Annotated in this window: 10 protein-coding genes; 9 read left to right on the top strand and 1 reads right to left on the bottom strand. The window is 44.1% G+C overall.

Annotation, left to right across the window (positions count from 1 at the left end):
• The first annotated feature begins 145 nt into the window (after positions 1-145).
• The 4 genes from IPM47_13690 to IPM47_13675 all read left to right on the top strand — a co-directional run bounded on the left by IPM47_13690 (position 146) and on the right by IPM47_13675 (position 5,269).
• Positions 146-637, top strand: coding sequence for an RNA polymerase sigma factor (locus tag IPM47_13690; protein ID QQS27922.1), 492 nt, complete (start codon positions 146-148; stop codon positions 635-637).
• Positions 638-682: 45 nt separating this feature from the next.
• The gene (locus IPM47_13685) at positions 683-1,696 is read left to right on the top strand and encodes a hypothetical protein (protein ID QQS27921.1); all 1,014 of its coding nucleotides are present in this window, start codon (positions 683-685) and stop codon (positions 1,694-1,696) included.
• A gap of 18 nt (positions 1,697-1,714) precedes the next feature.
• Positions 1,715-2,986 (top strand): outer membrane beta-barrel protein, encoded by a 1,272-nt coding sequence (locus IPM47_13680; protein ID QQS27920.1) that lies wholly within the window; start codon positions 1,715-1,717, stop codon positions 2,984-2,986.
• 132 nt (positions 2,987-3,118) lie between these two features.
• Entirely contained in the window at positions 3,119-5,269 is a 2,151-nt protein-coding gene (locus IPM47_13675; GenBank protein QQS27919.1) for a hypothetical protein, read from the top strand.
• Between the two features lie 2,434 nt (positions 5,270-7,703).
• Here the strand turns inward: IPM47_13675 and IPM47_13670 are convergent.
• Positions 7,704-9,206 carry a TlpA family protein disulfide reductase gene (locus tag IPM47_13670; GenBank protein ID QQS27918.1) on the bottom strand — a complete coding sequence of 501 codons (1,503 nt, stop codon included), beginning with the start codon at positions 9,204-9,206 and terminating at the stop codon, positions 7,704-7,706.
• A 321-nt stretch (positions 9,207-9,527) separates the two neighbouring features.
• Between IPM47_13670 and IPM47_13665 the strand changes: the two genes are divergently transcribed.
• From IPM47_13665 to IPM47_13645, 5 genes are all read left to right on the top strand, one after another.
• Positions 9,528-10,253: a hypothetical protein gene (locus IPM47_13665; protein QQS27917.1), complete on the top strand. Its 726-nt coding sequence runs from the start codon at positions 9,528-9,530 to the stop codon at positions 10,251-10,253.
• A gap of 63 nt (positions 10,254-10,316) precedes the next feature.
• Entirely contained in the window at positions 10,317-10,709 is a 393-nt protein-coding gene (locus IPM47_13660) for a hypothetical protein (protein QQS27916.1), read from the top strand.
• Positions 10,687-10,866, top strand: a complete 180-nt coding sequence (locus IPM47_13655; GenBank protein QQS27915.1) for a hypothetical protein — start codon at positions 10,687-10,689, stop codon at positions 10,864-10,866. Before IPM47_13660 ends, IPM47_13655 begins: the two co-directional genes overlap by 23 nt.
• 728 nt (positions 10,867-11,594) lie before the next feature.
• Positions 11,595-16,469, top strand: a complete 4,875-nt coding sequence (locus tag IPM47_13650; protein QQS27914.1) for an HYR domain-containing protein — start codon at positions 11,595-11,597, stop codon at positions 16,467-16,469.
• The gene (locus IPM47_13645) at positions 16,460-26,614 is read left to right on the top strand and encodes an HYR domain-containing protein (protein ID QQS27913.1); all 10,155 of its coding nucleotides are present in this window, start codon (positions 16,460-16,462) and stop codon (positions 26,612-26,614) included. The genes IPM47_13650 and IPM47_13645 overlap by 10 nt, the downstream gene beginning before the upstream one ends.
• Positions 26,615-26,659: the final 45 nt, after the last annotated feature.

Raw genomic sequence — 26,659 nt, 5'->3', positions numbered from 1 at the left:
ACACACCGCAAATCAGGCAATTAAAATGCTGGGTTTGCGGTGTTTTCTTTAGTATTTAGACCTTCTTCCTCGCATAGTTAAAAAAATTTAAAAAAATTTTGAGTGGGCTGTAACTTTATCCCATGCTTATTCGATTTACAACCGTATGACAACTAAAGAGTACAATAATTGCGTAGAACTTTACTCGGATAGCCTGTACAGATTTATTCTGAAAAACCTTCGTAATGAAGCGGACTCTGAAGACATCGTACAGAATGCTTTTGAAATTCTATGGAAAAACATAGGTAATGTGATGATGGAAAAAGCCAAATCTTTTCTGTTCAGTGTAGCGCATAAGAATATGATTGACTTTATTCGAAAAAACAACCGTATTGAACATGCAGAAGAATTTGCAGAAGATGCAGCTATTAGTTATGCAAAACCTGCCTCTGAACTGAAAGACTTGCTGAATTATGGGTTGAACATGCTCAGCGAAATTCAAAAATCGGTGCTCTTGTTGCGGGATTATGAAGGCTATGCTTATGACGAAATCGCAACGATTACTGAACTTTCCGAATCGCAGGTGAAAGTGTATATCTATCGCGCAAGACAAAAAATGCAGCAGTTTTTAGTCGGTCATGATAAAATTTTACAATAAAACAGGTTAAACCATTCTCTCAAAATTTCAAATCCTCTATTTTAAATGAATATCAATCTCCATAATTACGAAGAATTTATTCTCGATTATTTAGAAGGCAACCTTCCCGAAAATGTAGTCATTCAATTTCAGGAGTTTCTTGCTTTGCATCCTGAAATTGAAGAGGAAATTAATCTTCTTGCCGCCGATATGCCGGTTTTAGTTCCTGATTTGGAGATTGTTTTTACCAATAAAAACTCGCTTAAAAAAGAAGAGCCTAAACATACCGTTCCTTTCTGGGGTAATCATGCCCCTAAGTTTATAATCTATTCTTTGGCTGCTTCCTTTTTGTTGTTCTCAATCGGATGGTTGGTTATGAAAAAACAAATTTTGACCGAACCCATTCTAAATATCCCTCCGGTTGCCGTCAATATTCCTGCCCAGGAGATCATCAATTCAGAAAAACAGCCCGAAAATGATTTGGTTGAAACAGCAACTCCGGTAGAGGCTTTAGACAATTCAGTCGCCAGCCAAAAACAAACTCAACCCGCTAAACCGGCTAAACGAACCGTACAAACAAAAGGAAATTCTACCCCATCTCAAAATAAACAACTTCAAAACAACCAACTCTCCAATCAGAACTTAACCCTACAAAACCCTTCTAATCCATTGCCGGAAATTCAACAACGTACAAACATTAACTCCCCGGCTTTGCTGACCTCTATTCCGTCAAAATTAGTCGAAGAACATCGCCAAAATGCCGGAACACTTGCTTTTTTACCCAACTCTTATCTGCCTGCTTTAGAAAAAACGCCTGAATCTTATCAGGAGGATAAAGAACAAATCGCACTTGCCAATAAACTGGCTAAAGCAGTAGGTAAAAAAATCTCTGACCGTAAAAACAACTCCCGGCCGGAGAAAAAAGAAGACAACGAAGAAAGCATATTTGCTCAGGTGGTGGATGCTTTAGTCCCTGAATCTTATGCCGATAAAACCAATATTGCCAACCCGGCCATTACCTTTTCCTTTTCTGTTAACTCCAACACGCACCAATTTTTCAAAGACTTATTCAATCAATAACCTTTAAATAATTTTAAAATGAAAAACCTGATTTTTTCTGCCTTAGTTTTGTTCAACATTTATGTTGTTGCACAGGTTGCCCCAACGCCGCCTCCGCCTCCGCCTGCTCCTTCAGATGTCGCGAAACCCCCTGTTCCTCCTGCCGCTCCTCCTTCAGACACTACGGTGATCAATGTAGGGAAAACCATCAAAGTACAGATTGTGGATAAAAACAAAAAAGCTAAAGGTGAAAAGGAAGAACTTGAAATCAACGTAGATACCGACAACTTTGAACTTAGTGAAGAAATTGAAGCAGCGATTCGGGAAGCCTTTAAAGGTTTGGAAAACATCAATGTGGACATAGATATTGACCATAACAAAATTGAAGAACAACTCCGTGAAGCTCAAAGACAAATGCAACGCGCCAAAGAAGAGCTGAGAAACCAACTCAACAGAATGAGGGAACAACAAGACCTCAATAATGAAGAAGCTCAACGAGAAATGGAAGAAGCCGAGCGCGAAATGGAAGAAGCACAACGCGAACTGGAAGAAGCGCAGGAAGAACTGCAAAGAGAACTCGAGATGTTGCAAGAACAGGAATTAAAAGACAGAGTACGGGTTAAAGTGCGCACCCATCCTGACAGTGAAGAAGCCGTTCACGAGATTATCCATAAAGAGAAGAAAAAAAGCCGCATTAAAACCCGGTATATTTTGTTTGACATGGGCGTAAGCACCTATCTGAATAACGGCTCTTTTAACATGCCGGACGAGTTGAGTAATTTTGAACAGCGTTATGGACGTTCTTTAGATTACAACCTTCATGCTTTCAGACAAAAAATTAGTTTTGCTCAAAACCACCTCAACATTTCTTACGGGCTGGGTTTTAACTTCAGCAATTATAGCTTTGACAACCCGATTACCTTAGTTAAAAATACGAACCCGCTCGAAGTTCTGGTCAATGAAAATATGGACTATAAGAAAAACAAGCTGGTAACTACCGTGATGAATATTCCATTGATGTTCGGCTACGAAAGCAATCCCAAAAAATCTAAAAAATCTTTCAGAATTGGCGCAGGTGTTTATGGCGGCTTGTTAATCGGCGCTCATACCCGTCAAAAAAGCGACGAAGAAGGCAACGACAAAGTCCGGGACGATTTCAACCTCAACAAACTGCGCTACGGATTTGTCGGAACTATCGGAATTGGTCCTATCAATTTTTATACAAACTACTCTCCTCAATCTTTGTTTAAAGACAACAGGGGACCTGATTTGCAACCCCTGAATATCGGCATCAGCCTCATACCATTCTAAACTTGCTTGATTAGTAAAAAATTTTTTTCAAAAAGCGGCTCTCTCTTAAAAAAGATGAGCCGCTTTATTTTTTTGTTCCAACCGGTTTTCAGTCCTTATTTTTACCCCCGCAACATCTAAATTCTATTCGGGATGAAAACACCGGTTCTCTTCTGCCTTCTGTTCCTCTTGCCTGCACTCTTAATTTCTACTTTGACTGCCTCAGGTAAAAACTTCGTGCTCAGGGTCCCTGAGGATTGTTTGAAAAACGAGGGACTTAACCTGACAATCGCCGATTTGACCGGTTTGCTCAGTGCTGCCAAAGTCGGATTTTTAGTCAACAAGACCGCAAATCCTTTGGACGATATCGTCATTGATTTAGACCCTTTGGCAATGCTTGTGCTTGACAAAACTATTCAAAAAGACCCGTCAAAAATGCCGGTCTATGACCTTAGTTACTCGATTGACCTCAAACCTGACCGCATCGTGTTGAACGTGCGCTCGATACACGGACTTAGTGCCGCCCTTTACGGATTATTGCAAGATGTGCTGGGCTTTTCTTTTTACCATCCCCGCCAAACAAAAATCCCCGATTTGTCCCAATGGCAGTTACCCGCTCCTTTAACCTTAGAAAGCAAGCCCCGTTTTGACAAAATGGGTTTCCACCTTCATACCATGCACCCCACCGAACTTGCAGAAGCCCTGTTAAACCCGGAAATTAACGGTGCCTGGGAAATGGTCAGAGAATACATTGACTGGTTGGTCAGAAACAGACAGAATTACTTCGAATTTAATTTGCTCAATTCCGTAGATTTAGAACGATGGATGCCTCATGCCGCCCGTTTGGTAAACTATATGCACCTCAGAGGGGTCTTTGCCGGGTTGGATTTATCCCTCAATATGCTTCAGCAAAAGGCTTTTCAATTGTATCAAACCCCTCCTTTTTCTTTTGAGAAAAAAGAAAAACAATTGTCCCGCAATGTCGAAGTTTTACTCCAAATCCCCTGGGATGTCTGGAATGTCGAGTTTTCGGCTACCGAATTTTCGGCCGGAAACACCAAAAAGAAAAATGAACTCCTTAGTTTATTGCACCGGAAACTTTTAGACCAGGATTGCAAACTCGTGAGCCGGATGCACGTCGTGAAAAAGGAAGAAATGCTCAACGATAACAGCCGGAAACATCTGTTTGAAAACGAACCGGTTTTTGCCGACAGCCTTCGGGGTATTTTTGTTCATACGGTCATGTTTTACGGATTGAATGACGGGATTGCGCCCGTTTACCAAAACAAAAACTTGTTTCATCTCAGAGATGCCCTTAAAAAGGAAATGTCCAAACGCGAAACCTGGTATTTCCCCGAATCTGCCTATTGGGTTAATTTTGACATTTCCATCCCCTTGTTTTTTCCCACCTACCTCAGTGCCCGTCTTTCGGATATTTTATACACCCATAGCCTCGGCATTGACGGACATATCACCTTCAGCAGCGGATGGGAATGGGGCTACTGGCTGATTGACTGGAGCATTGCCAACTGGTGTTGGGAAACCTCGGTGAACGGTAATGCCTTAGTACCCGATTTTACCGGATACTTTTTTCGTCTGACCGAAAACGAACATCAAACCCGGTTCCTGAATGATTGTCTGGAATTGCATAATTCTTTTATCCGCGATAAAAATCTGATTCAATACCTCGCCGTCCAAACGGTTTCGGACGAATTGCCTTTTGAGCAGTTCAGACTTCAGTTTCAGCCCCGTCCCGATTGGCAATATCGCTGGTTGTCCCGAAAATCGGATGCCGGTTTTTTACAAAAATTGCTCGCCTCAGATATCGCCTTGCTCGATACTTTTATTCAAAAGTATGAAAACCTGACTGCCGGCTTTGATGAACTCCGGCAAGATTCCCTGAACCAAAACCCGTTTTTTGACGAAATAAAAACAGCACTGGACGTAGTTCAGCTACGGGCAAAACACCGGCGTTCCACCCTGCTATACCTTATATACAGACGATTGGAGCAGCATTCAATTTCCCAAACCGGTTTGCCGTCTGCCGCCTTTTTAGACCAAGCCCAAACTTTCAGAAATCAAGCCATCGAATTGGTCAGACACATGGAAAAAAAATATCGCTATCCATTGGAAGACCTGTGTATGCCTAAAAAAAGCAAAACCGTCTATCAGTTCGGATATCTGTTTACCGCCCACGAACTGTTTTTCTGGAAACGGGAAGAATTGCAGGCTAAACACAACCGGTGGGGACCGTTTTATGAAAATATCTGGGATATTCCGGCAATTCTTGGAATTAAAAAATAAAACAAAAATAATTCCAACCCCAATCAGCAAAAAAAGAAAAAAACAAGCAAAAATCTGCGAAATCAGCAAAAACTCAGGGAGTAACCCCAAGAAAAAAAACAAGCAAAAAGTCAGCGAAGATCAGCGAAATCTGAGGGAGTAAACCCAGGAAAAAGAACAAGAAAAAAATCTGCGAAAATCAGCGAAATCTGCGGGAGCAAACCCAAGAAATAAAACAAGAAAAAATCAGCGAAAACACAGGGAGTAAAACCAAGAAATAAAACAAGAAAAAATCAGCAAAACCTCAGGGAGTAACCCCAGGAAAAAGGACAGGCAAAAAATCTGCGAAGATCAGCGAAATCTGCGGGAGAAAACCCAAGAAACAAAACAAGAAAAAACCGGCAAAACCTCAGGGAGTAACCCCAGGAAAAAGAACAGGCAAAAAATCTGCGAAGATCAATGAAATCTGCGGGAGTAAAACCAGGAAACAAAACAAGCAAAAATCAGCAAAACCTCAGGGAGTAAACCCAGGAAAAAGAACAGGCAAAAAATCTGCGAAGACCAGCGAAATCTGCGGGAGTAAAACCAGGAAACAAAACAAGCAAAAACCGGCAAAACCTCAGGGAGTAACCCCAGGAAAAAGAACAGGCAAAAAATCTGCGAAGATCAGCGAAATCTGCGGGAGAAAACCCAGGAAACAAAACAAGCAAAAATCAGCAAAACCTCAGGGAGTAAACCCAGGAAAAAGAACAGGCAAAAAATCTGCGAAGACCAGCGAAATCTGCGGGAGTAAAACCAGGAAACAAAACAAGCAAAAACCGGCAAAACCTCAGGGAGTAACCCCAGGAAAAAGAACAGGCAAAAAATCTGCGAAGATCAGCGAAATCTGCGGGAGAAAACCCAGGAAACAAAACAAGCAAAACCGGCGAAACCTCAGGAGTAAACCCATGAAAAAGAACAAGCAAAAAATCTGCGAAGATCAGCGAAATCAGCGGGAGTAAACCCAGGAAATAAAACAAGCAAAAACCGGCAAAACCTCAGGGAGTAACCCCAGGAAAAAGAACAGGCAAAAAATCTGCGAAGATCAGCGAAATCAGCGGGAGTAAAACCAGGAAACAAAACAAGAAAAAACCGGCAAAACCTCAGGGAGTAAACCCATGAAAAAGAACAAGCAAAAAATCTGCGAAGACCAGCGAAATCAGCGGGAGTAAAACAAAGAATTAAAACAAGAAAAAACCGGCAAAACCTCAGGGAGTAACCCCAAGAAAAAGAACAAGTAAAAAATCTGCGAAGATCAGCGAAATCTGCGGGAGTAAAATCAAGAAATAAAACAAGAAAAAATCAGCGAAAACTCAGGGAGTAAAACTAAGAAAAAGAACAAGCAAAAAATCTGCGAAGATCAGCGAAATCTGCGGGAGCAAAACAAAGAAACAAAACAAGAAAAAATCAGCGAAAACACAGGGAGTAACCCCAGGAAAAAGAACAGGCAAAAAATCTGCGAAGATCAGCGAAATCTGCGGGAGAAAACCCAGGAAACAAAACAAGCAAAAATCAGCAAAACCTCAGGGAGTAACCCCAGGAAAAAGAACAGGCAAAAAATCTGCGAAGATCAGCGAAATCTGCGGGAGAAAACCCAGGAAACAAAACAAGCAAAAATCAGCAAAACCTCAGGGAGTAACCCCAGGAAAAAGAACAGGCAAAAAATCTGCGAAGATCAGCGAAATCTGCGGGAGAAAACCCAGGAAACAAAACAAGCAAAAACCGGCGAAACCTCAGGGAGTAAACCCATGAAAAAGAACAAGCAAAAAATCTGCGAAGATCAGCGAAATCAGCGGGAGTAAACCCAGGAAATAAAACAAGAAAAAACCGGCGAAAACTCAGGGAGTAAACCCAGGAAAAAGAACAGGCAAAAAATCTGCGAAGATCAGCGAAATCTGCGGGAGTAAACCCAGGAAACAAAACAAGAAAAAACCGGCGAAAACTCAGGGAGTAACCCCAGGAAAAAGAACAGGCAAAAATTCTGCGAAGATCAGCGAAATCTGCGGGAGTAAACCCAGGAAATAAAACAAGAAAAAACCGGCGAAAACTCAGGGAGTAAACCCATGAAAAAGAACAAGCAAAAAATCTGCGAAGATCAGCGAAATCTGCGGGAGTAAACCCAGGAAACAAAACAAGCAAAAACCGGCAAAACCTCAGGGAGTAACCCCAGGAAAAAGAACAGGCAAAAAATCTGCGAAGATCAGCGAAATCTGCGGGAGTAAACCCAGGAAACAAAACAAGCAAAAACCGGCGAAACCTCAGGGAGTAAACCCATGAAAAAGAACAAGCAAAAAATCTGCGAAGATCAGCGAAATCAGCGGGAGTAAAACCAAGAAAAAAAACAAACAAAAAATCTGCAAATTCAGCGGGAGTAAAACCAAGAAAAAAAACAAACTATACCTTCTAACCCCAAAAATTATTTCAGCAACTTCAAAATATCGTTCAAAATTTGTTCGTCGCCCGGTCGTTTGGCGTTTGGATCAACAATTTTGCCCTGCGTATCCATCAGCATATAACGGGGAATGCCCGAAATCTGAAAAAACCTCGCAATTTTGGAATTCCAACCTCCTGAAGACCAGCCATGCGTGCCGTTTTCAAGCCCCGATTTAATGATGGCATCTCTCCAGGCCTGCTCGCTGTCGTCTATCGAAATATAAAGGAACACCACTTTTTTCTTTTGTTTTGAAGATAATTTATCGTGTAGCTCTTTTGAAAATGGCATCTGTTTGCGACATGGGCCACACCAACTCGCCCAAAAATCAACATAAACGACCTTCCCCCGAAAATCTTTTAACCGCATTTCTTTACCGTCCAAACCCGTAAACGTAATGTTTCCGGCAGCATCTTCTTCACCTGCTCCGCTGTCTTCCCCTTTTTTGTCTTTCGTGTTTTTGGAGGCAACCGGCGCACTCAACGCATCCGCACATTTTGTGGCGACAATTTTTACATACTTTTGCTCCTCATCGTTGCTGCTCAGATAGCGGTTCAGCAATTGTACCGTTTCAGCATCCGATTTCTCGCAATAATCGTACAAAAATCTGGCAATGGCGTAATTATAAGGCTCTCCGCTCAATCGCTGCCTGATTTGATTGAATTTCATCTTAACCGACAATCCCACATCCTTAAATTTATTCAGGTTGTTCACCTCGGAAGTTGTGTAGGTGAGATAGTAAATCAAAAAGCTGCGGTAAAGCTCATTCATCATCGCCGCTTCGTTGTTCACCTTTGCAGGGGTAATCTCATCGAGCATCACCTGCGGAATCCTGCCCACATTGAGGCTTTTTGAATCGGCATTTGCCCGCACAATGGTGTAACCGACCACATAATTCAGGTAATTATACATAATCTCGTGCGCCACATACCGGTCAAAATCAGCCGAAAACTTCCCCTTGTCCGAATATCCTTTGAAAAATGCAGTTTGTTTTTTGCGGCTGTCAAACAATTCCATTTCCAACCCGTCAATGGAAGTAGTCATAATCTTTTCCTTCATCGCCACGGGGTTATATTCAGTCGAAAAAGTGCCGTAAAACGATTGTAAAAACCGGTTGTGATCCTCCCCCTTGCCCGAAAACTGCGGTTTCCCCTCGTTTTCACCGGGATGTACCCTTACCGTAAGCGCATCACCGGGTTCCAAATATAAGGCGAGTTGATGCCCTGCATAGGTTAGTGTCGCAACCTGCGGTTGCTTCAAAACAGGTTCAAACTCAAAGCCCTTACCGGTTTCTTTCGGCGTATAAACATCGGGCTGAACGCCGAGATAACACCGGTCAATGATCAGCAACACATTTTTACCGGTCAGCGTGCTATCCCCGGCAGTGGGGGTAACGTCAAAAACTACCCTGACCGACTCTTGACCGAATGTAACTATGGCATTAAAAAAAACAAAGGCTATTAAAAGGAAAAAAAAGTGCCGTTTCATGCTCGATAAATTAAGGTTTTAAGTCTCAAATTAACCATTAACAATTAACCATTCTCAATTAACAATTAAAAACATCTGATTCCAAACTTGAAAATTCGCGTAAAAGTTTGTTTTCAAAAAAAAATAAAAAAATTTTAAAAAAAAGTAAGGAATAGTTACAATTTCTAAAACTAATTGATTTATATTTGTAGTCAATCAGTTAAAACAGCCCTTTTTTAAAGATTACTGCATCATTACGCATTTCATCCGTACAGGCTGACATTTTTAAAAAAGTAAAACTACAAATGAAATATTTTTTTTACCGTTAAAATTTATACCACTATGGCAGAAAATTTAAGAGATTATAATTGCAAAGATGTCGAAGTGCTTCATGTCGGAAGCACAATTTGCACCCACGGCATTAACTATAATGCCTTAATATTGCCGGCAAGACCACAATGGACCGTACCCTATTTTACCGCCCTCAATACCGAAATAGAAGACGTTTACCTCTCTGCTTTGGGTATTGACAATGCAGCAGCCATGCGGCAGGCAACACAGGCACTCTATGAATTGATGAAACCCGCCTCCGAAGCCCTTCTCATGTTTAAAGTCCAGCTTACCGTTGACTTTGATGCCAACAAACCCAGAAAAAACGAAATCCTAAATCTGTTGGGATATACGCAACATTACAAACGTGTTCAAAAAAAAGACCAGGAAGCTTTCGTCGAATTACTCACCAAATTCGAGGTCAATATGACCCCCGCTTTGAGAACCGAACTCAATACCGCCGGTATTGACGATTTAATTATTGACAAAGTCCTCAATTATTCAACCTCCCTCCGCGATGCAAACATCACTCAGGAAGTCGCCAAAGGATTTAGAAAAGACATATCCTCCGATGCTGTCGTAGAAATAAACAATATCTATAAAAAAATTATCGCCATTTCTAAAGTTACTGCCCTCATTTTCAAAAATGACAAAGCCAAAAAAGATGCCTTCAACTTTTCCAAAAATCTCCGACAGTTAAATTACCAAAACAACAACGTACCCCCCCCAACTCCTTAAATTTTTCATTTCGCATATATCTCAGCCTTTTGGAAACTTCAATCTTTTCAAAAGGCTTTTTTTGTGTCTTCCACTTTGCTCTTTTTCCCAAATATACGCCCTGTTCCCTCCCTCTGTGCATCTTGGGAAATGCCCTTTAAATTTCCTTCCAAACTTCTAAATCCCTTTTTTTATAAAAACCTGTCATTTTGGCATAAAATCACCCCCATCTATGGCTTATTTTTTTGTCAAAACGACGTAGCGAAAGATTTTGACGACTTAGAGAAAGATTTTGACGACTTAGAGAAAAGTTTTGACGACTTAGAGAAAAGTTTTGACGACTTAGAGAAAAGTTTTGACGACTTAGAGAAAAGTTTTGACGACTTAGAGAAAAGTTTTGACGACTTAGAGAAAAGTTTTGACGACTTAGAGAAAAGTTTTGACGACTTAGCCAATGTTTCAGACAATAAAAACTAAAAAAGAGACAGAAAAAAAATTAGCTAAAATCAAGAAGCAAACGCAAAAAAAATCAGCGAAAATCTGCGGAAGAAAAAAGCAAACGCAAAAAAAATCAGCGAAAATCTGCGGAAGAAAAAAGCAAGCGCAAGAAAAATCTGCGAAAATCTGCGGTTAACTCTTCATTATCTGCGACAAAAAAAGGCAAACTCCCCAAAGCTCTGCGAAAATCTGCGGGAAACAAAAGCAACCGCAAAAAAGCTCCGCCAAAATCTGCGGGAAAAAATAGCAAGCGCAAAAAAAATCAGCGAAAATCTGCGGAAGAAAAAAGCAAGCGCAAGAAAAATCAGCGAAAATCTGCGGTTAACTCTTCATTATCTGCGGCAAAAAAAGGCAAACTCCCCTAAGCTCAGCGAAAATCTGCGGAAGAAAAAAACAAGCACAAGAAAAATCAGAGAAAATCAGTGGTAAACAAAAGCAACCACAAAAAAGCTCCGCGAAAATCTGCGGGAAACAAAAGCAACCGCAAAAAAAATCAGAGAAAATCAGTGGTAAAAAAAAACAAGCGCAAGAAAAATCAGAGAAAATCAGTGGTAAAAAAAAGCAGAAAAGCACCCGTTTCCTTAAATTTCCAATCACACATTAGTAAATCATTTTGGCGGGAAAGGAAGTATTTGCAGCTACTTATTTTAAGCAAATTTGCAAACAGCGAAAGCATCAAAAAACAGGAACCCTACAAGACACTCAAGTCCTGTTAAACAACTTTATCAAAGTCAGAGAGAAGACAGAAAATTTCAGATAAAAGGTAAAAATCCAAATACTTTAACTACTTTAGTGCGCTCGAACCAAAAATTATAAAGGCTTATTTACGAACAGAAACCTGAATTTAAACTCAATTAATTTTTAATGAAGAATTTCTACACCAATTCAAGGCTTACCTATAAACTTTTAATTGCAATCAGTATTTTATTTTTTTACTGTAACACCATGTTCGCTCAGCCCGGCGTATGTAATGCCGGTGGATGTGGATTTGGAGGCAATCAATTCCCTTTTGGAGTTTTTTCAACCACTTCTTCCTCCTTTCAGGTAGTTTCTACCATCATTTGGGCAGGTGAATGGGCGGAATATTCCGTTACTGCCGGCTGCACCTACGAATGGTCTTTATGCCCCGCCGATGGGGGATTTGTGGCTTATGACAGTGAGCTAACCCTCTACGATAGTTCCAACAATATTTTATGTTACAATGACGACTTATGCGGTCTGAGTTCCAAAATAAGATGGACTGCAACCTATACCGGAATCGCAAGGGTTCTTGTAACACAATGGTCTGGCGGGCTTTGTTTATCTAATTTTTCCTTTACCACTTTAGTTTGGAGGCAGGAATCCTGCGCCGGTGGCGGCGGAGGTTGTAATTCCGGAAGTTTATGGGTGTCTTATACCCCAATATGTACAGGAGCGCAGGAAACATACACCGGCTGTAATTTTGCCGGTGAATACAACAATCTTACCTTAACCGCAGGCATCACCTATACGTTCGGAAGCAGCATCACCACCGACTTTATCACCGTTACCAATTCTTCCGGCGGCATCATCACAAGCGGCACTCAACCCGTTTCCTATACTCCTTCCGTATCCGGTGTTTACCGCATCTACTACCATACCGGCCCCGGCTGCGGATTTCAAACCACCTGCCGTTCTGCTTGGGTGCAGTGCGGAAGCGGAGGTTTCAACCCTTGCAGCCCTCTGGCCGGCACCTTGACATGCAGTTCTTCTGCCTCAACCACCATGAGCGGAAGCGGAGCAAACTGGAACCTCCCCACCTGCGACGGAATTACCTCCACCTTTGGTCAGGAACGCATTTACAGTTTTACTCCCACCCTTACCGGAAACTACAACATCAACGTGTCCGCAATTTCCGGCGGTTGGGTTGACTTTTACTACAAACCCCAATCAGCAGGTTGCAGCAACTCCGGTTGGACCTGCGCAGGGCTGACTTTATCCGCACCCTATACCGGCCCAAACATCTTCCTGACAGCAGGCGTACCTTATTATATATTGTTAGATGCCGAACTAAACGGACCTGTCAACATCACCTTTAACATTCCCTGCCTTTCCTTTTGCGATTATTTGGTGCCTTATAGCGGCAGCACCGCCATCACAGCCTGCTCCGGCATCATCTGCGACCATGCCGGCGGCGGTAACTACAGCGATTTTGCCAACGGATTTACCATCATCAATCCCGCAATTTTTGGCAACGCCGTGCGCCTTTCTTTTACCAGTTTCGCCCTGGAATGTTGCTGCGACTTCGTCAATATCTACGACGGTTCAGGAATAGGAGGCACTTTATTATTCTCCGGAAACTGCACCACCCTGCCACCGGTCATTACCTCTAATTCAGGCCCTTTGACCGTTCAGTTTACCTCCGACTTATCGGTTCAAAATACCGGTTTCAGTGCCAATATCTCCTGCGTGCCCTTACCTTCTCCCACCATCACCTCTATTTTCCCCTCATCAGCATGTGCAGGTTCTCAGGTTACCATCACCGGAACCAACCTGAACGGCGCATCTGCCGTTTCAATGAACGGAGTATCGGCAAACTTTACCATAGTCAATGCCACCACCATCACGGCAGTCGTCCCTTCCAATGCAACCACCGGATTTATAACCGTATTCACCCCTTCCGGCAACGCCACAAGCCCGACCGTACTTACCATCCTTTCGCCCGCCGTAACCTGTCCGTCCAATATTTTTGTAAATACTAATCCCGGACTTTGCTCCGCCGTCGTCAATTACAGTCCCCCCACCGGAACCTGCGGCGCAAACCCCATATTAACCGCAGGACTGCCAAGCGGGGCTGCTTTCCCTCTCGGAAATACAACCGTTACCTATTCATCAGGGGGTTACCCCAACGGGGCAGGCGGTTATTTTACCTATAATATAGGCGACAGCAATCAGACCATCGCCCTCAAAGCCTGTGAATCTGTATATGGAGTCGGTAACTGCAATATAGGCAGTTGCGGAAGTTTTACCTATTACAAATTTGTTGCCAACCCGTCCTGCGCTTGTGAAAACCCCGTTGGCGCTTATGAATTTATCTATTCCAACTTCGGATACGTTGGGGTAGGCGAAGACTATGGAGGTGCAATGACCAATGTCGCCGGTAATAATTTGTTTACAAGGGTAAAAGCTACTGCCGGTTGCAACTCAAATTCGTGGAATTTAGCCCAGGAATTCCTGGGACAGGGAGGAGAATTTGTGAGTTGCAGTTTCAACGTAGTCGTAACCGACAACGAACCACCGGCCATCACCTGTCCGGCAAATTTAACCGTCAGCAATACCTTAAATATGTGTGCCGCAATTGTAGGCTATGCAACCCCAACCGGAACAGATAACTGTTCGGGGGCTACCACCCTCCAGATAGGCGGAATTCCCAACGGAGGCACTTTCCCAATCGGCACCACCGTCAATACTTTCAGAGTTACCGCCGCAAACGGGCAAACCGCACAATGTAATTTCTCGGTATTGGTCAATGATACCCAACCGCCTAACGCCTCTTGCCAAAATCTGACCGTAGTCGCCAATTCAGAAGGAAATTCTTCCGTTACCGCAAGTCAAATCAACAACAGCAGTACCGACAACTGCGCCGTTTCAAGCGTCGCCATCTCTGCCGGACTGACAAACTACACCTGCTCAAACATCGGACAAACCTACGGAGTTACTCTTCAGGTTTTCGACACAAGCGGAAACAGTTCAACTTGTCTGTCAAACATCACCGTAACCGACCCTAACGGCTATTGTTGTTCAGCACCACAGGCAATCTGTCAAACCGCCGCTGTCATTCAGTTAAATGGCTCCGGAACTGCCGTTCTAACCGTCAACGACATCAACATCGGCAGCAACGCCGATTGTGGTTTGCAATCCATGTTTGTTTCACCGGTTAATTTTAATTGCGCGCATGTCGGAACTTTGCAAACCGTTACCCTTACCGTAATTGATGCCAACAGCAACAGCTCAACCTGCCAGTCCGCACTCACAGTGCAGGATGCCATAGCACCTTTGGTGAACTGTCAAAATCATTCCGTTACCCTTTCGGGAAATACAGCTAACATCACAACATCCAACATCTTTGCATCAGGAAGCGACAACTGCGGAGTGGTCAATCATGTTTCAGTCGTACCAAATACCTTCACCTGTGCAAATGTCGGTAACAACACCGTAGTCCTGACCGTCAATGACGGAAACGGCAACACGTCAACCTGTTCTTCCATCGTTACCGTATTCGATTTTACGCCCCTAAGTATAATTTGTAAAAATATCACGGTAAATCTCTCCGGCACTTCAGTAACCATCCTCCCTGCCGATGTATTTGATTCGGGCAGCGATAATTGCGGAACCATCAACCTGAACTCAGTAACCCCTTCCACCTTAACCTGCGACCAGCTCGGATTTTCTTTAGTCCAGCTTTCCGCCAATGATGGAAACGGAAACAACGCCACTTGTAATGCCTTTGTAAATCTGATAGATGTTTCCCCGCCTGTATTTACGTTCTGTCCCGATGATGTCGTAGTGAACGCAAACGATTTTTGTATAGCATCCGCTTCATGGACAGACCCCGTAGTTACAGACAATTGCTCCTTTACACTGCAACAAACCGAAGGCTCTCCAAACGGCGATAATTTTGGATTTGGCAACAGCAACGTAACCTATATAGCCACCGACCCGACCGGTGCAACCGCCCAATGTTCTTTCATCGTAACCGTTCAGGATGTAACGCCCCCTCACGTTTCCTGCTATCCTGCCATAACGGTGTTGGTAAACGAAGGAAATGCAACCATCGTCCCCGCCAATCTCTTTTTCTTTGGAAGCGATAACTGTGGCTCTGTCATTTTAGAATCACTCTCTCAATATACCTATTCCTGCGACGATGTCGGAAATGTTTCAGTAACCCTTACAGTCAATGACGGGTTTGGAAATACCAATACATGCAGTTCCTTGGTAACCGTGTTGGATAACAACATTCCGGTCGCCATTTGCCAGAACATAGAAGTCGAATTGAACGAAGAAGGCACCGTCAGCATAGCCGAAGATGCCATAGACAATGGAAGTTATGATGTTTGCGGATCTTTATTGTACGATACCGATATTACAGAATTTAATTGTAGCAATGTAGGGTTCACCTTAGTAACGCTTACAGTGGATGATAATGCCGGTAATACCGCCGCTTGTCAGGGTTATGTAACCGTAGCAGATGTTACGCCCCCCGTAGCAAATTGTAAGAACGTGTCCGTAGCTTTAAATGTAAGTGGAAATGTCAGCATCAGCCCCAACGATATAGACAACGGAAGCACCGATGCTTGTGGAATTATGAGTTTATCTTTAACTCAGGCCGATTTCAACTGCTTCCATATCGGGACTAACCCCAACATCGTTACATTGACAGTTGTTGATGCAAACTGGAATATCTCCACCTGTTCCGCAACAGTTTCGGTAGAAGACAATGTTGCACCAAACACCGTCTGCCAAAACATCACCGTTGAATTAGACAATACCGGCAACGCAGCTATCGCCGAAGATGCGGTAAACAACGGAAGCAACGATGCCTGCGGAGGCCTCTCCTTCGACACCAATGTCACCGTATTTAACTGTTCGGATGTAGGGGAAAACGCCGTAGTATTAACTGTTACCGATGCCCACGGAAACAGTAGCACCTGTTCCGCAACCGTTACCGTAGAAGACAACACCCCACCAACCGCCGTCTGTCAAAACATCACGTGGATTTAGACAATACCGGCAACGCAACTATCGCCGAAGATGCAGTAAACAACGGAAGCACCGATGCCTGCGGAGGCCTGACCTTCGACACCGACATCACGACCTTTAATTGTTCAAATGTAGGGGAAAACGTATTAGTATTAACCGTTACCGATGCCAACGGAAACAGTAGCACCTGTTCCGCAACCGTTACCATAGAAGACAACACCCCACCAACAGCCGTCTGTCAAAACATCACCGTGGATTTAGACAATACCGGCAACGCAACTATCGCCGAAGATGCAATAAACAACGGAAGCACCGATGCCTGCGGAGGCCTGACCTTCGACACCGATATCACCGTATTTAATTGTTCGGCTGAAGGGGAAAACACCGTAGTATTAACCGTTACAGATGCCAACGGAAACACCAATTCCTGTTCCGCAACGGTTACCGTAGAAGACAATACCCCACCGGTTACCGTCTGTCAAAACATCACCGTTGAGTTAGACAATATCGGCAACACAACTATCGCCGAAGATGCGGTAAACAACGGAAGCACCGATGCCTGCGGAGGCCTCACCTTCGACACCGACATCACGACCTTTAATTGTTCGGTTGTAGGTGAAAATGCCGTAGTATTAACCGTTACCGATGCCAACGGAAACACCAATACCTGTTCCGCAACTGTTACCATAGAAGATGACGTTCCACCAACAGCAGTCTGCCAAAATATCACCGTGGATTTAGACAATACCGGCAACACAACTATCGCCGAAGATGCGGTAAACAACGGAAGCACCGATGCCTGCGGAGGACTGACCTTCGACACCGACATCACCGTATTTAATTGTTCGGTTGTAGGGGAAAACACCGTAGTATTAACCGTTACCGATGCCAACGGAAATACCAATACCTGTTCCGCAACTGTTACCATAGAAGACAACACCCCACCAACCGCCGTCTGCCAAAACATCACTGTTGAATTGGACAATACCGGCAACGCAACTATCGCCGAAGATGCGGTAAACAACGGCAGCACGGATGCCTGCGGAGGACTGACCTTCGACACCGACATCACCGTATTTAATTGTTCAAATGTAGGGGAAAACATAGTAGTATTAACCGTTACCGATGCCCACGGAAACACCAATTCCTGTTCCGCAACTGTTACCGTAGAAGACAACACCCCACCGGTTGCAGTCTGTCAAAACATCACCGTTGAATTGGACAATACCGGCAACGCAACTATCACCGAAAATGCAGTAAACAACGGCAGCAACGATGCCTGCGGAGGCCTCACCTTCGACACCGACATCACCGTATTTAATTGTTCGGTTGTAGGGGAAAACACCGTAGTATTAACCGTTACCGATGCCAACGGAAATACCAATACCTGTTCCGCAACTGTTACCGTAGAAGATGACGTTCCACCAACAGCTATCTGTCAAAACATCACTGTTGAATTGGACAATACCGGCAACGCAACTATCGCCGAAGATGAGGTAAACAACGGAAGTGCCGATGCCTGCGGAGGACTGACCTTCGACACCGATATCACGATCTTTAATTGTTCAAATGTAGGGGAAAACGCCGTAGTATTAACCGTTACCGATGCCCACGGAAATACCAATACCTGTTCCGCAACGGTTACCGTAGAAGACAACACCACACCAACAGCCGTCTGCCAAAACATCACTGTTGAATTGGACAATACCGGCAACGCAACTATCGCCGAAGATGCGGTAAACAACGGAAGTGCCGATGCCTGCGGAGGACTGACCTTCGACACCGATATCACGATCTTTAATTGTTCAAATGTAGGGGAAAACGCCGTAGTATTAACCGTTACCGATGCCCACGGAAATACCAATACCTGTTCCGCAACTGTTTCGGCAGAAGACAACGTAGCACCAACAGCCGTCTGTCAAAACATCACCGTGGAGTTAGACAATACCGGCAACGCAACTATCGCCGAAGATGCGGTAAACAACGGAAGCACCGATGCCTGCGGAGGCCTCACCTTCGACACCGACATCACGACCTTTAATTGTTCGGTTGTAGGTGAAAATGCCGTAGTATTAACCGTTACCGATGCCAACGGAAACACCAATACCTGTTCCGCAACCGTTACCGTAGAAGACAACACCCCACCAACCGCCCTCTGCCAAAACATAGTAGTTGAATTAGACAATACAGGCAATGCAAGTATTGCCGAAGATGCGGTAAACAACGGAAGCACAGATGCCTGCGGAAGCTTGACCTTCGACACCGACATCACCGTATTTAATTGTTCCGATGTAGGAGAAAACGCCGTTGTTCTAACCGTAACCGATGCCCACGGAAATACCAATACCTGTTCCGCAACCGTTACCGTAGAAGACAACGTTCAATCAACCGCAGTCTGCCAAAACATCACCGTCGAGTTAGACAATACCGGCAATGCAACTATCACCGAAGATGCGGTAAACAACGGAAGCACAGATGCCTGCGGAGGTCTGACCTTCGACACCGATATCACCGTATTTAATTGTTCCGATGTAGGAGAAAACGCCGTAGTATTAACCGTTACCGATGCCAACGAAAACACCAATACCTGTTCCGCAACGGTTACCGTAGAAGATGACGTTCCACCAACAGCAGTCTGTCAAAACATCACTGTTGAATTAGACAATACCGGCAACGCAACTATCGCCGAAGATGCGGTAAACAACGGCAGCACCGATGCCTGCGGAGGCCTCACTTTCGACACCGACATCACGACCTATAATTGTTCCGATGTGGGGGAAAACGTAGTAATATTAATCGTTACCGATGCCAACGGAAACACCAATACCTGTTCCGCAACTGTTTCGGTAGAAGACAACGTAGCACCAACAGCAGTCTGTCAAAACATCACCGTGGATTTAGACAATACCGGCAACGCAATTATCGCCGAAGATTCGGTAAACAACGGAAGCACCGATGCCTGCGGAGGACTGACCTTCGACACCGACATCACGACCTTTAGTTGTTCAAATGTAGGGGAAAACGCCGTAGTATTAACCATTACCGATGCCAATGAAAACACCAATTCCTGTTCAGCAACTGTTACCGTAGAAGATGACGTTGCACCAACAACAGTCTGTCAAAACATCACCGTGGAGTTAGACAATACCGGCAGCGCAACTATCGCCGAAGATGCGGTAAACAACGGAAGTGCCGATGCCTGCGGAGGTCTCACCTTCGACACCGACATCACCGTATTTAATTGTTCTGTTGTAGGGGAAAACGCCGTAATTTTAACCGTTACCGATGCCAACGGAAACAGTAGCACCTGTTCTGCAACTGTTACCGTAGAAGATGACGTTCCACCAACAGCCGTCTGTCAAAACATCACCGTGGATTTAGACAATACCGGCAACGCAGCTATCGCCGAAGATGCGGTTAACAACGGAAGTGCCGATGCCTGCGGAGGTCTTACCTTCGACACCAACATCACGACCTTTAATTGTTCAAATGTAGGAGAAAACGCCGTAGTATTAACCGTTACCGATGCAAACGGAAACACCAATACCTGTTCCGCAACTGTTTCGGTAGAAGACAACACCCCACCAACCGCAGTCTGTCAAAACATCACCGTTGAATTAGACAATACCGGCAACGCAACTATCGCCGAAGATGCGGTAAACAACGGAAGCAACGATGCCTGCGGAGGTTTGACCTTCGACACCGACATCACGACCTTTAATTGTTCTGTTGTAGGGGAAAACGCCGTCGTATTAACCGTTACCGATGCCCACGGAAATACCAATTCCTGTTCCGCAACTGTTACCGTAGAAGACAACACCACACCAACCGCAGTCTGTCAAAACATCACCGTGGAGTTAGACAATACCGGAAACGCAACTATCGCCGAAGATGCGGTAAACAACGGAAGCACCGATGCCTGCGGAGGTCTGACCTTCGACACCAACATCACGACCTTTAATTGTTCAGTTGTAGGAGAAAACACCGTCGTATTAACCGTAACCGATGCAAACGGAAATACCAATACCTGTTCCGCAACCGTTACCATAGAAGACAACACCCCACCAACAGCCGTCTGTCAAAACATCACCGTGGATTTAGACAATACCGGCAACGCAACTATCGCCGAAGATGCGGTAAACAACGGAAGCAACGATGCCTGCGGAGGACTGACCTTCGACACCGACATCACGACCTTTAATTGTTCCGATGTAGGGGAAAACACCATAGTATTAACCGTTACCGATGCCAACGGAAACAGTAGCACCTGTTCCGCAACGGTTACCGTAGAAGACAACACCCCACCAACAGCCGTCTGTCAAAATATCACCGTGGAGTTAGACAATACCGGCAACGCAACTATCGCCGAAGATGCAGTAAACAACGGAAGCACCGATGCCTGCGGAGGCCTGACCTTCGACACCGACATCACGACCTTTAATTGTTCAAATGTAGGGGAAAACGCCGTAGTATTAACCGTTACCGATGCCAACGGAAACACCAATACCTGTTCCGCAACTGTTACCGTAGAAGATGACGTTCCACCAACAGCAGTCTGCCAAAACATCACCGTTGAATTGGACAATACCGGCAACGCCACTATCGCCGAAGATGCGGTAAACAACGGAAGCACCGATGCCTGCGGAGGTCTCACCTTCGACACCGATGTCACGACCTTTAATTGTTCCGATGTAGGGGAAAACACCGTAGTATTAACCGTTACCGATGTCCACGGAAACACCAATACCTGTTCCGCAAATGTTACCGTAGAAGACAACACCCCACCAACCGCAGTCTGTCAAAACATCACCGTGGATTTAGACAATAACGGCAATGCAACTATCACCGAAGATGCGGTAAACAACGGAAGCACCGATGCCTGCGGAGGACTGACCTTCGACACCGACATCACGACCTTTAACTGTTCAAATGTAGGGGAAAACGCCGTCGTATTAACCGTTACCAATGTCAACGGAAACAGTAGCACTTGTTCCGCAACTGTTACCATAGAAGACAACACCCCACCAACAGCCGTCTGCCAAAACATCACCGTTGAATTAGACAATACCGGCAACGCAGCTATCGCCGAAGATGCGGTAAACAACGGAAGCAACGATGCCTGCGGAGGCCTCTCCTTCGACACCAATGTCACCGTATTTAACTGTTCGGATGTAGGGGAAAACGCCGTAGTATTAACTGTTACCGATGCCCACGGAAACACCAATACCTGTTCCGCAACTGTTACCATAGAAGACAATACCCCACCAATCGCCGTCTGTCAAAACATCACCGTGGAGTTAGACAATACCGGCAACGCAACTATCGCCGAAGATGCAGTAAACAACGGAATCAGCGATGCCTGCGGAGGACTGACCTTCGACACCGACATCACGACCTTTAATTGTTCGGATGTAGGGGAAAACACCGTAGTATTAACCGTTACCGATGCCAACGGAAACACCAATACCTGTTCCGCAACTGTTACCATAGAAGACAACACCCCACCGGTTGCCGTCTGTCAGAACATCACCGTTGAATTAGACAATACCGGCAACGCAACTATCGCCGAAGATGCAGTAAACAACGGAAGCAACGATGCCTGCGGAGGCCTCACGTTCGACACCGACATCACGGTATTTAATTGTTCGGCTGAAGGGGAAAACACCGTAGTATTAACCGTTACAGATGCCAACGGAAACACCAATTCCTGTTCCGCAACGGTTACCGTAGAAGACAATACCCCACCGGTTACCGTCTGTCAAAACATCACCGTTGAGTTAGACAATATCGGCAACACAACTATCGCCGAAGATGCGGTAAACAACGGAAGCACCGATGCCTGCGGAGGCCTCACCTTCGACACCGACATCACGACCTTTAATTGTTCGGTTGTAGGTGAAAATGCCGTAGTATTAACCGTTACCGATGCCAACGGAAACACCAATACCTGTTCCGCAACTGTTACCATAGAAGATGACGTTCCACCAACAGCAGTCTGCCAAAATATCACCGTGGATTTAGACAATACCGGCAACACAACTATCGCCGAAGATGCGGTAAACAACGGAAGCACCGATGCCTGCGGAGGACTGACCTTCGACACCGACATCACGACCTTTAATTGTTCAAATGTAGAGGAAAACACCGTAGTATTAACCGTTACCGATGCCAACGGAAACACCAACACCTGTTCTGCAACAGTTACCGTAGCAGATGACGTTCCACCAACAGCAGTCTGTCAAAACATCACCGTAGAGTTAGACAATACCGGCAACGCAATTATCGCCGAAGATGCAGTAAACAACGGAAGCAGCGATGCCTGCGGAGGACTGACCTTCGACACCGACATCACGACCTTTAATTGTTCCGATGTAGGGGAAAACGCCGTAGTATTAACCGTTACCGATGCCAATGGAATCAGTAGCACCTGTTCCGCAACCGTTACCGTAGAAGACAACACCCCACCAACCGCCGTCTGTCAAAACATCACCGTTGAGTTAGACAATACCGGCAACGCAACTATCGCCGAAGATGCGGTAAACAACGGAAGCAACGATGCCTGCGGAGGTCTCACCTTCGACACCGATATCACCGTATTTAATTGTTCGGTTGTAGGGGAAAACACCGTAGTATTAACCGTTACCGATGCCAACGGAAATACCAATACCTGTTCAGCAACTGTTACCGTAGAAGATGACGTTCCACCAACAGCCGTCTGTCAAAACATCACCGTTGAATTAGACAATACCGGCAATGCAACTATCGCCGAAGATGCAGTAAACAACGGAAGCAGCGATGCCTGCGGAGGACTGACCTTCGACACCGACATCACGACCTTTAATTGTTCGGTTGTAGGGGAAAACACCGTAGTATTAACCGTTACCGATGCCAACGGAAATACCAATACCTGTTCAGCAACTGTTACCGTAGAAGATGACGTTCCACCAACAGCCGTCTGTCAAAACATCACCGTTGAATTAGACAATACCGGCAATGCAACTATCGCCGAAGATGCAGTAAACAACGGAAGCAGCGATGCCTGCGGAGGACTGACCTTCGACACCGACATCACGACCTTTAATTGTTCAAATGCAGGGGAAAACGCCGTAGTATTAACCGTTACCGATGCCAATGGAATCAGTAGCACCTGTTCCGCAACCGTTACCGTAGAAGACAACACCCCACCAACAGCCGTCTGTCAAAACATCAACGTTGAATTAGACAATACCGGCAACGCAACTATCGCCGAAGATGCGGTAAACAACGGAAGCAACGATGCCTGCGGAGGCCTGACCTTCGACACCGACATCACCGTATTTAATTGTTCGGTTGTAGGGGAAAACACCGTAGTATTAACCGTTACCGATGCCAACGGAAATACCAATACCTGTTCAGCAACTGTTACCGTAGAAGACAACAACCCACCGGTTGCAGTCTGTCAAAACATCACCGTTGAATTGGACAATACCGGCAACGCAATTATCGCCGAAGATGCGGTAAACAACGGAAGCACCGATGCCTGCGGAGGCCTCACCTTCGACACCGATATCACGACCTTTAACTGTTTAAATGTAGGGGAAAACGTAGTAGTATTAACCGTAACCGATGCCAACGGAAATACCAATACCTGTTCCGCAACTGTTTCGGTAGAAGACAACACCCCACCAACAGCCACCTGTCAAAACATCACCGTTGAATTAGACAATACCGGCAATGCAACTATCGCCGAAGATGCAGTAAACAACGGAAGCAGCGATGCCTGCGGAGGACTGACCTTCGACACCGACATCACGACCTTTAATTGTTCAAATGTAGGGGAAAACGCCGTAGTATTAACCGTTACCGATGCAAACGGAAATACCAATATCTGTTCCGCAACTGTTACCATAGAAGACAACACCCCACCAACAGCCGTCTGTCAAAACATCACCGTGGATTTAGACAATACCGGCAACGCCACTATAGCCGAAGATGCGGTAAACAACGGAAGCAACGATGCCTGCGGAGGACTCACCTTAGACACCGACATCACCGTATTTAATTGTTCAAATGTAGGGGAAAATGCCGTAGTGTTAACCATAACCGATGCAAACGGAAATACCGGTACCTGTTCCACAATTGTATTGGTTACAAATGATTTTATTCCTCTGATATCCTGCCCTTCTAATATTGAAACTGTTGCTGAATTTAATATGTGTTCTACAGTTGTAACTTGGACAGAACCGACAATATCAGACAATTGCGCCATACAAAATATAAGCAGTTCTGCTGTTTCTGGAAGTGCTTTTAATGTAGGAAACACTGTAGTAGTATATACCGTAACTAATACAATAGGCAGTACAGCTACATGTTCATTCAATGTACTTGTAAATGATCTACAAGTTCCTACTGTAAGTTGTCCGGAAAACATAATCCAATTTACAGATCTTAATAATTGTAACGCAATAGTCAATTGGACTACCCCTTTAACAACTGATAATTGTAACATTTCAAGTATTATCAGTTCTATACAATCCGGAAGTCAAATTAATATAGGCACAACAATAGTAGTTTATACAGTTACTGATATTTCTGGAAATACTGCTTCGTGCTCATTTAATGTTGAAGTAAACGATGCACAAGCACCTGTCATCAATAATTGTCCTCAGGATTTTGTCACATGTTTAACACAACCAACATGGGACGAACCAACTGCTACTGATAATTGCAATTTAGTTAGCCTTATCGGATCTCATTTGCCGGGCTCTATTTTTAGTATGGGATCCACTACAGTAGTTTATACAGCAACAGATAATAACAACTTAACTACTGAATGTACTTTTAACATTACAGTATCAGATTTAATGGTTACATTCTCTCAAAGCAATTTTAATGGATTTGGAGTAAGTTGTTTTGATGAAGCAAACGGAACTTTGACTGCAGAACCAAATGGTGGTTCAGGCAATTACTTGTTTGAATGGAGTAATAGTTCTAACAATCAAAGTTTATCATCATTAACTGCAGGCTCTTATACAGTTACCATAACTGATCAAAATAGTGGCTGTTTTGTTATAGGTACTCAAAACTTGACTCAACCTACAACAATTCATTGCACTGCTATACCAACTCATATTGAGTGTAATGGAGAGTTAACTGGAAGCATTTCAACTACAATTACAGGTGGAATACCTCCTTATAATTATTTATGGAGTAATGGTGCTCAAACATCAAATCTATCAGACGTAGGTGCTGGAAGTTACACACTAACAACCACCGATTCAAATGGATGTATTTGTATTTTAAATGTTGCTGTTAATGAACCTGTTGCAAGTGAACCCTTTACTGGAACTGTAGTTAATATAGATGAAGGAGAAGTTAACCCTACTTTTTTTGAGCTTAATATCATTACATTGACCGGCGGTGTCCAACCTTATAATTATAGTTGGATAACAAATGGATATGTTCAGTATTCCTACTTACAAACAGGAGAAATTCAGGTTGTTTTTGCACAAGGTGCAACATGGAGTTTAATAGTAACTGACAGCAACAGTTGTGATGAAAGCCAATTACAATTTGACAACTATTCTGATCCTGCCGGAAATTTAGAGATTTTGAGTTTTGCTATAGTCTCTGATAATGGAGAAAACACAGGCGCTATCAGTATTATTGTAGGGGGTGGTAATTTATGTTTGTCAGGAAATTATCAATATTCTTGGTCAGGTCCATCTTATTGGTCAACTGGTTCTGGTAATAATAGCCCTGTAATCAGTAATCTTCCCAGTGGTTGGTATGTTGTTACAGTAACTGACTGTGGACCAGATGGAATTTCTAATTCAGGTGATGAGCAATCTGTTGTTGGTTGGTATTGGGTACCAAAACAAATAAGAGGTCGTGGAAAAACCGATTCATTTACAATAGATTCAGAAAACCTGATTGTTTACCCCAACCCCTTTGTTTCAAACACTAACATAGTTTTTACATTACCTCAAACAGAACATGCAGTTTTAAGTCTTCACGATCTTTATGGTAGAGAAATTGCCTTATTGTACAATGGACTTGTAAATGAAAATCAAGAAACTAAAGTTATACTTGATGGTACTAATCTAACATCTGGATTGTATATTTGTAAATTAAGCGTTCCTGAACGGAATACAGCCATTCAAAAACAAATTTATCTCATTAAGTAACGAGATATTTAACTTTTTAAGAAACATCTTGAAAACCTCTTTGTG

The organism is Sphingobacteriales bacterium (genome assembly GCA_016700115.1).
GTDB lineage: Bacteria > Bacteroidota > Bacteroidia > Chitinophagales > UBA2359 > UBA2359.
This window is presented reverse-complemented; position numbering and strand designations above follow the sequence as displayed.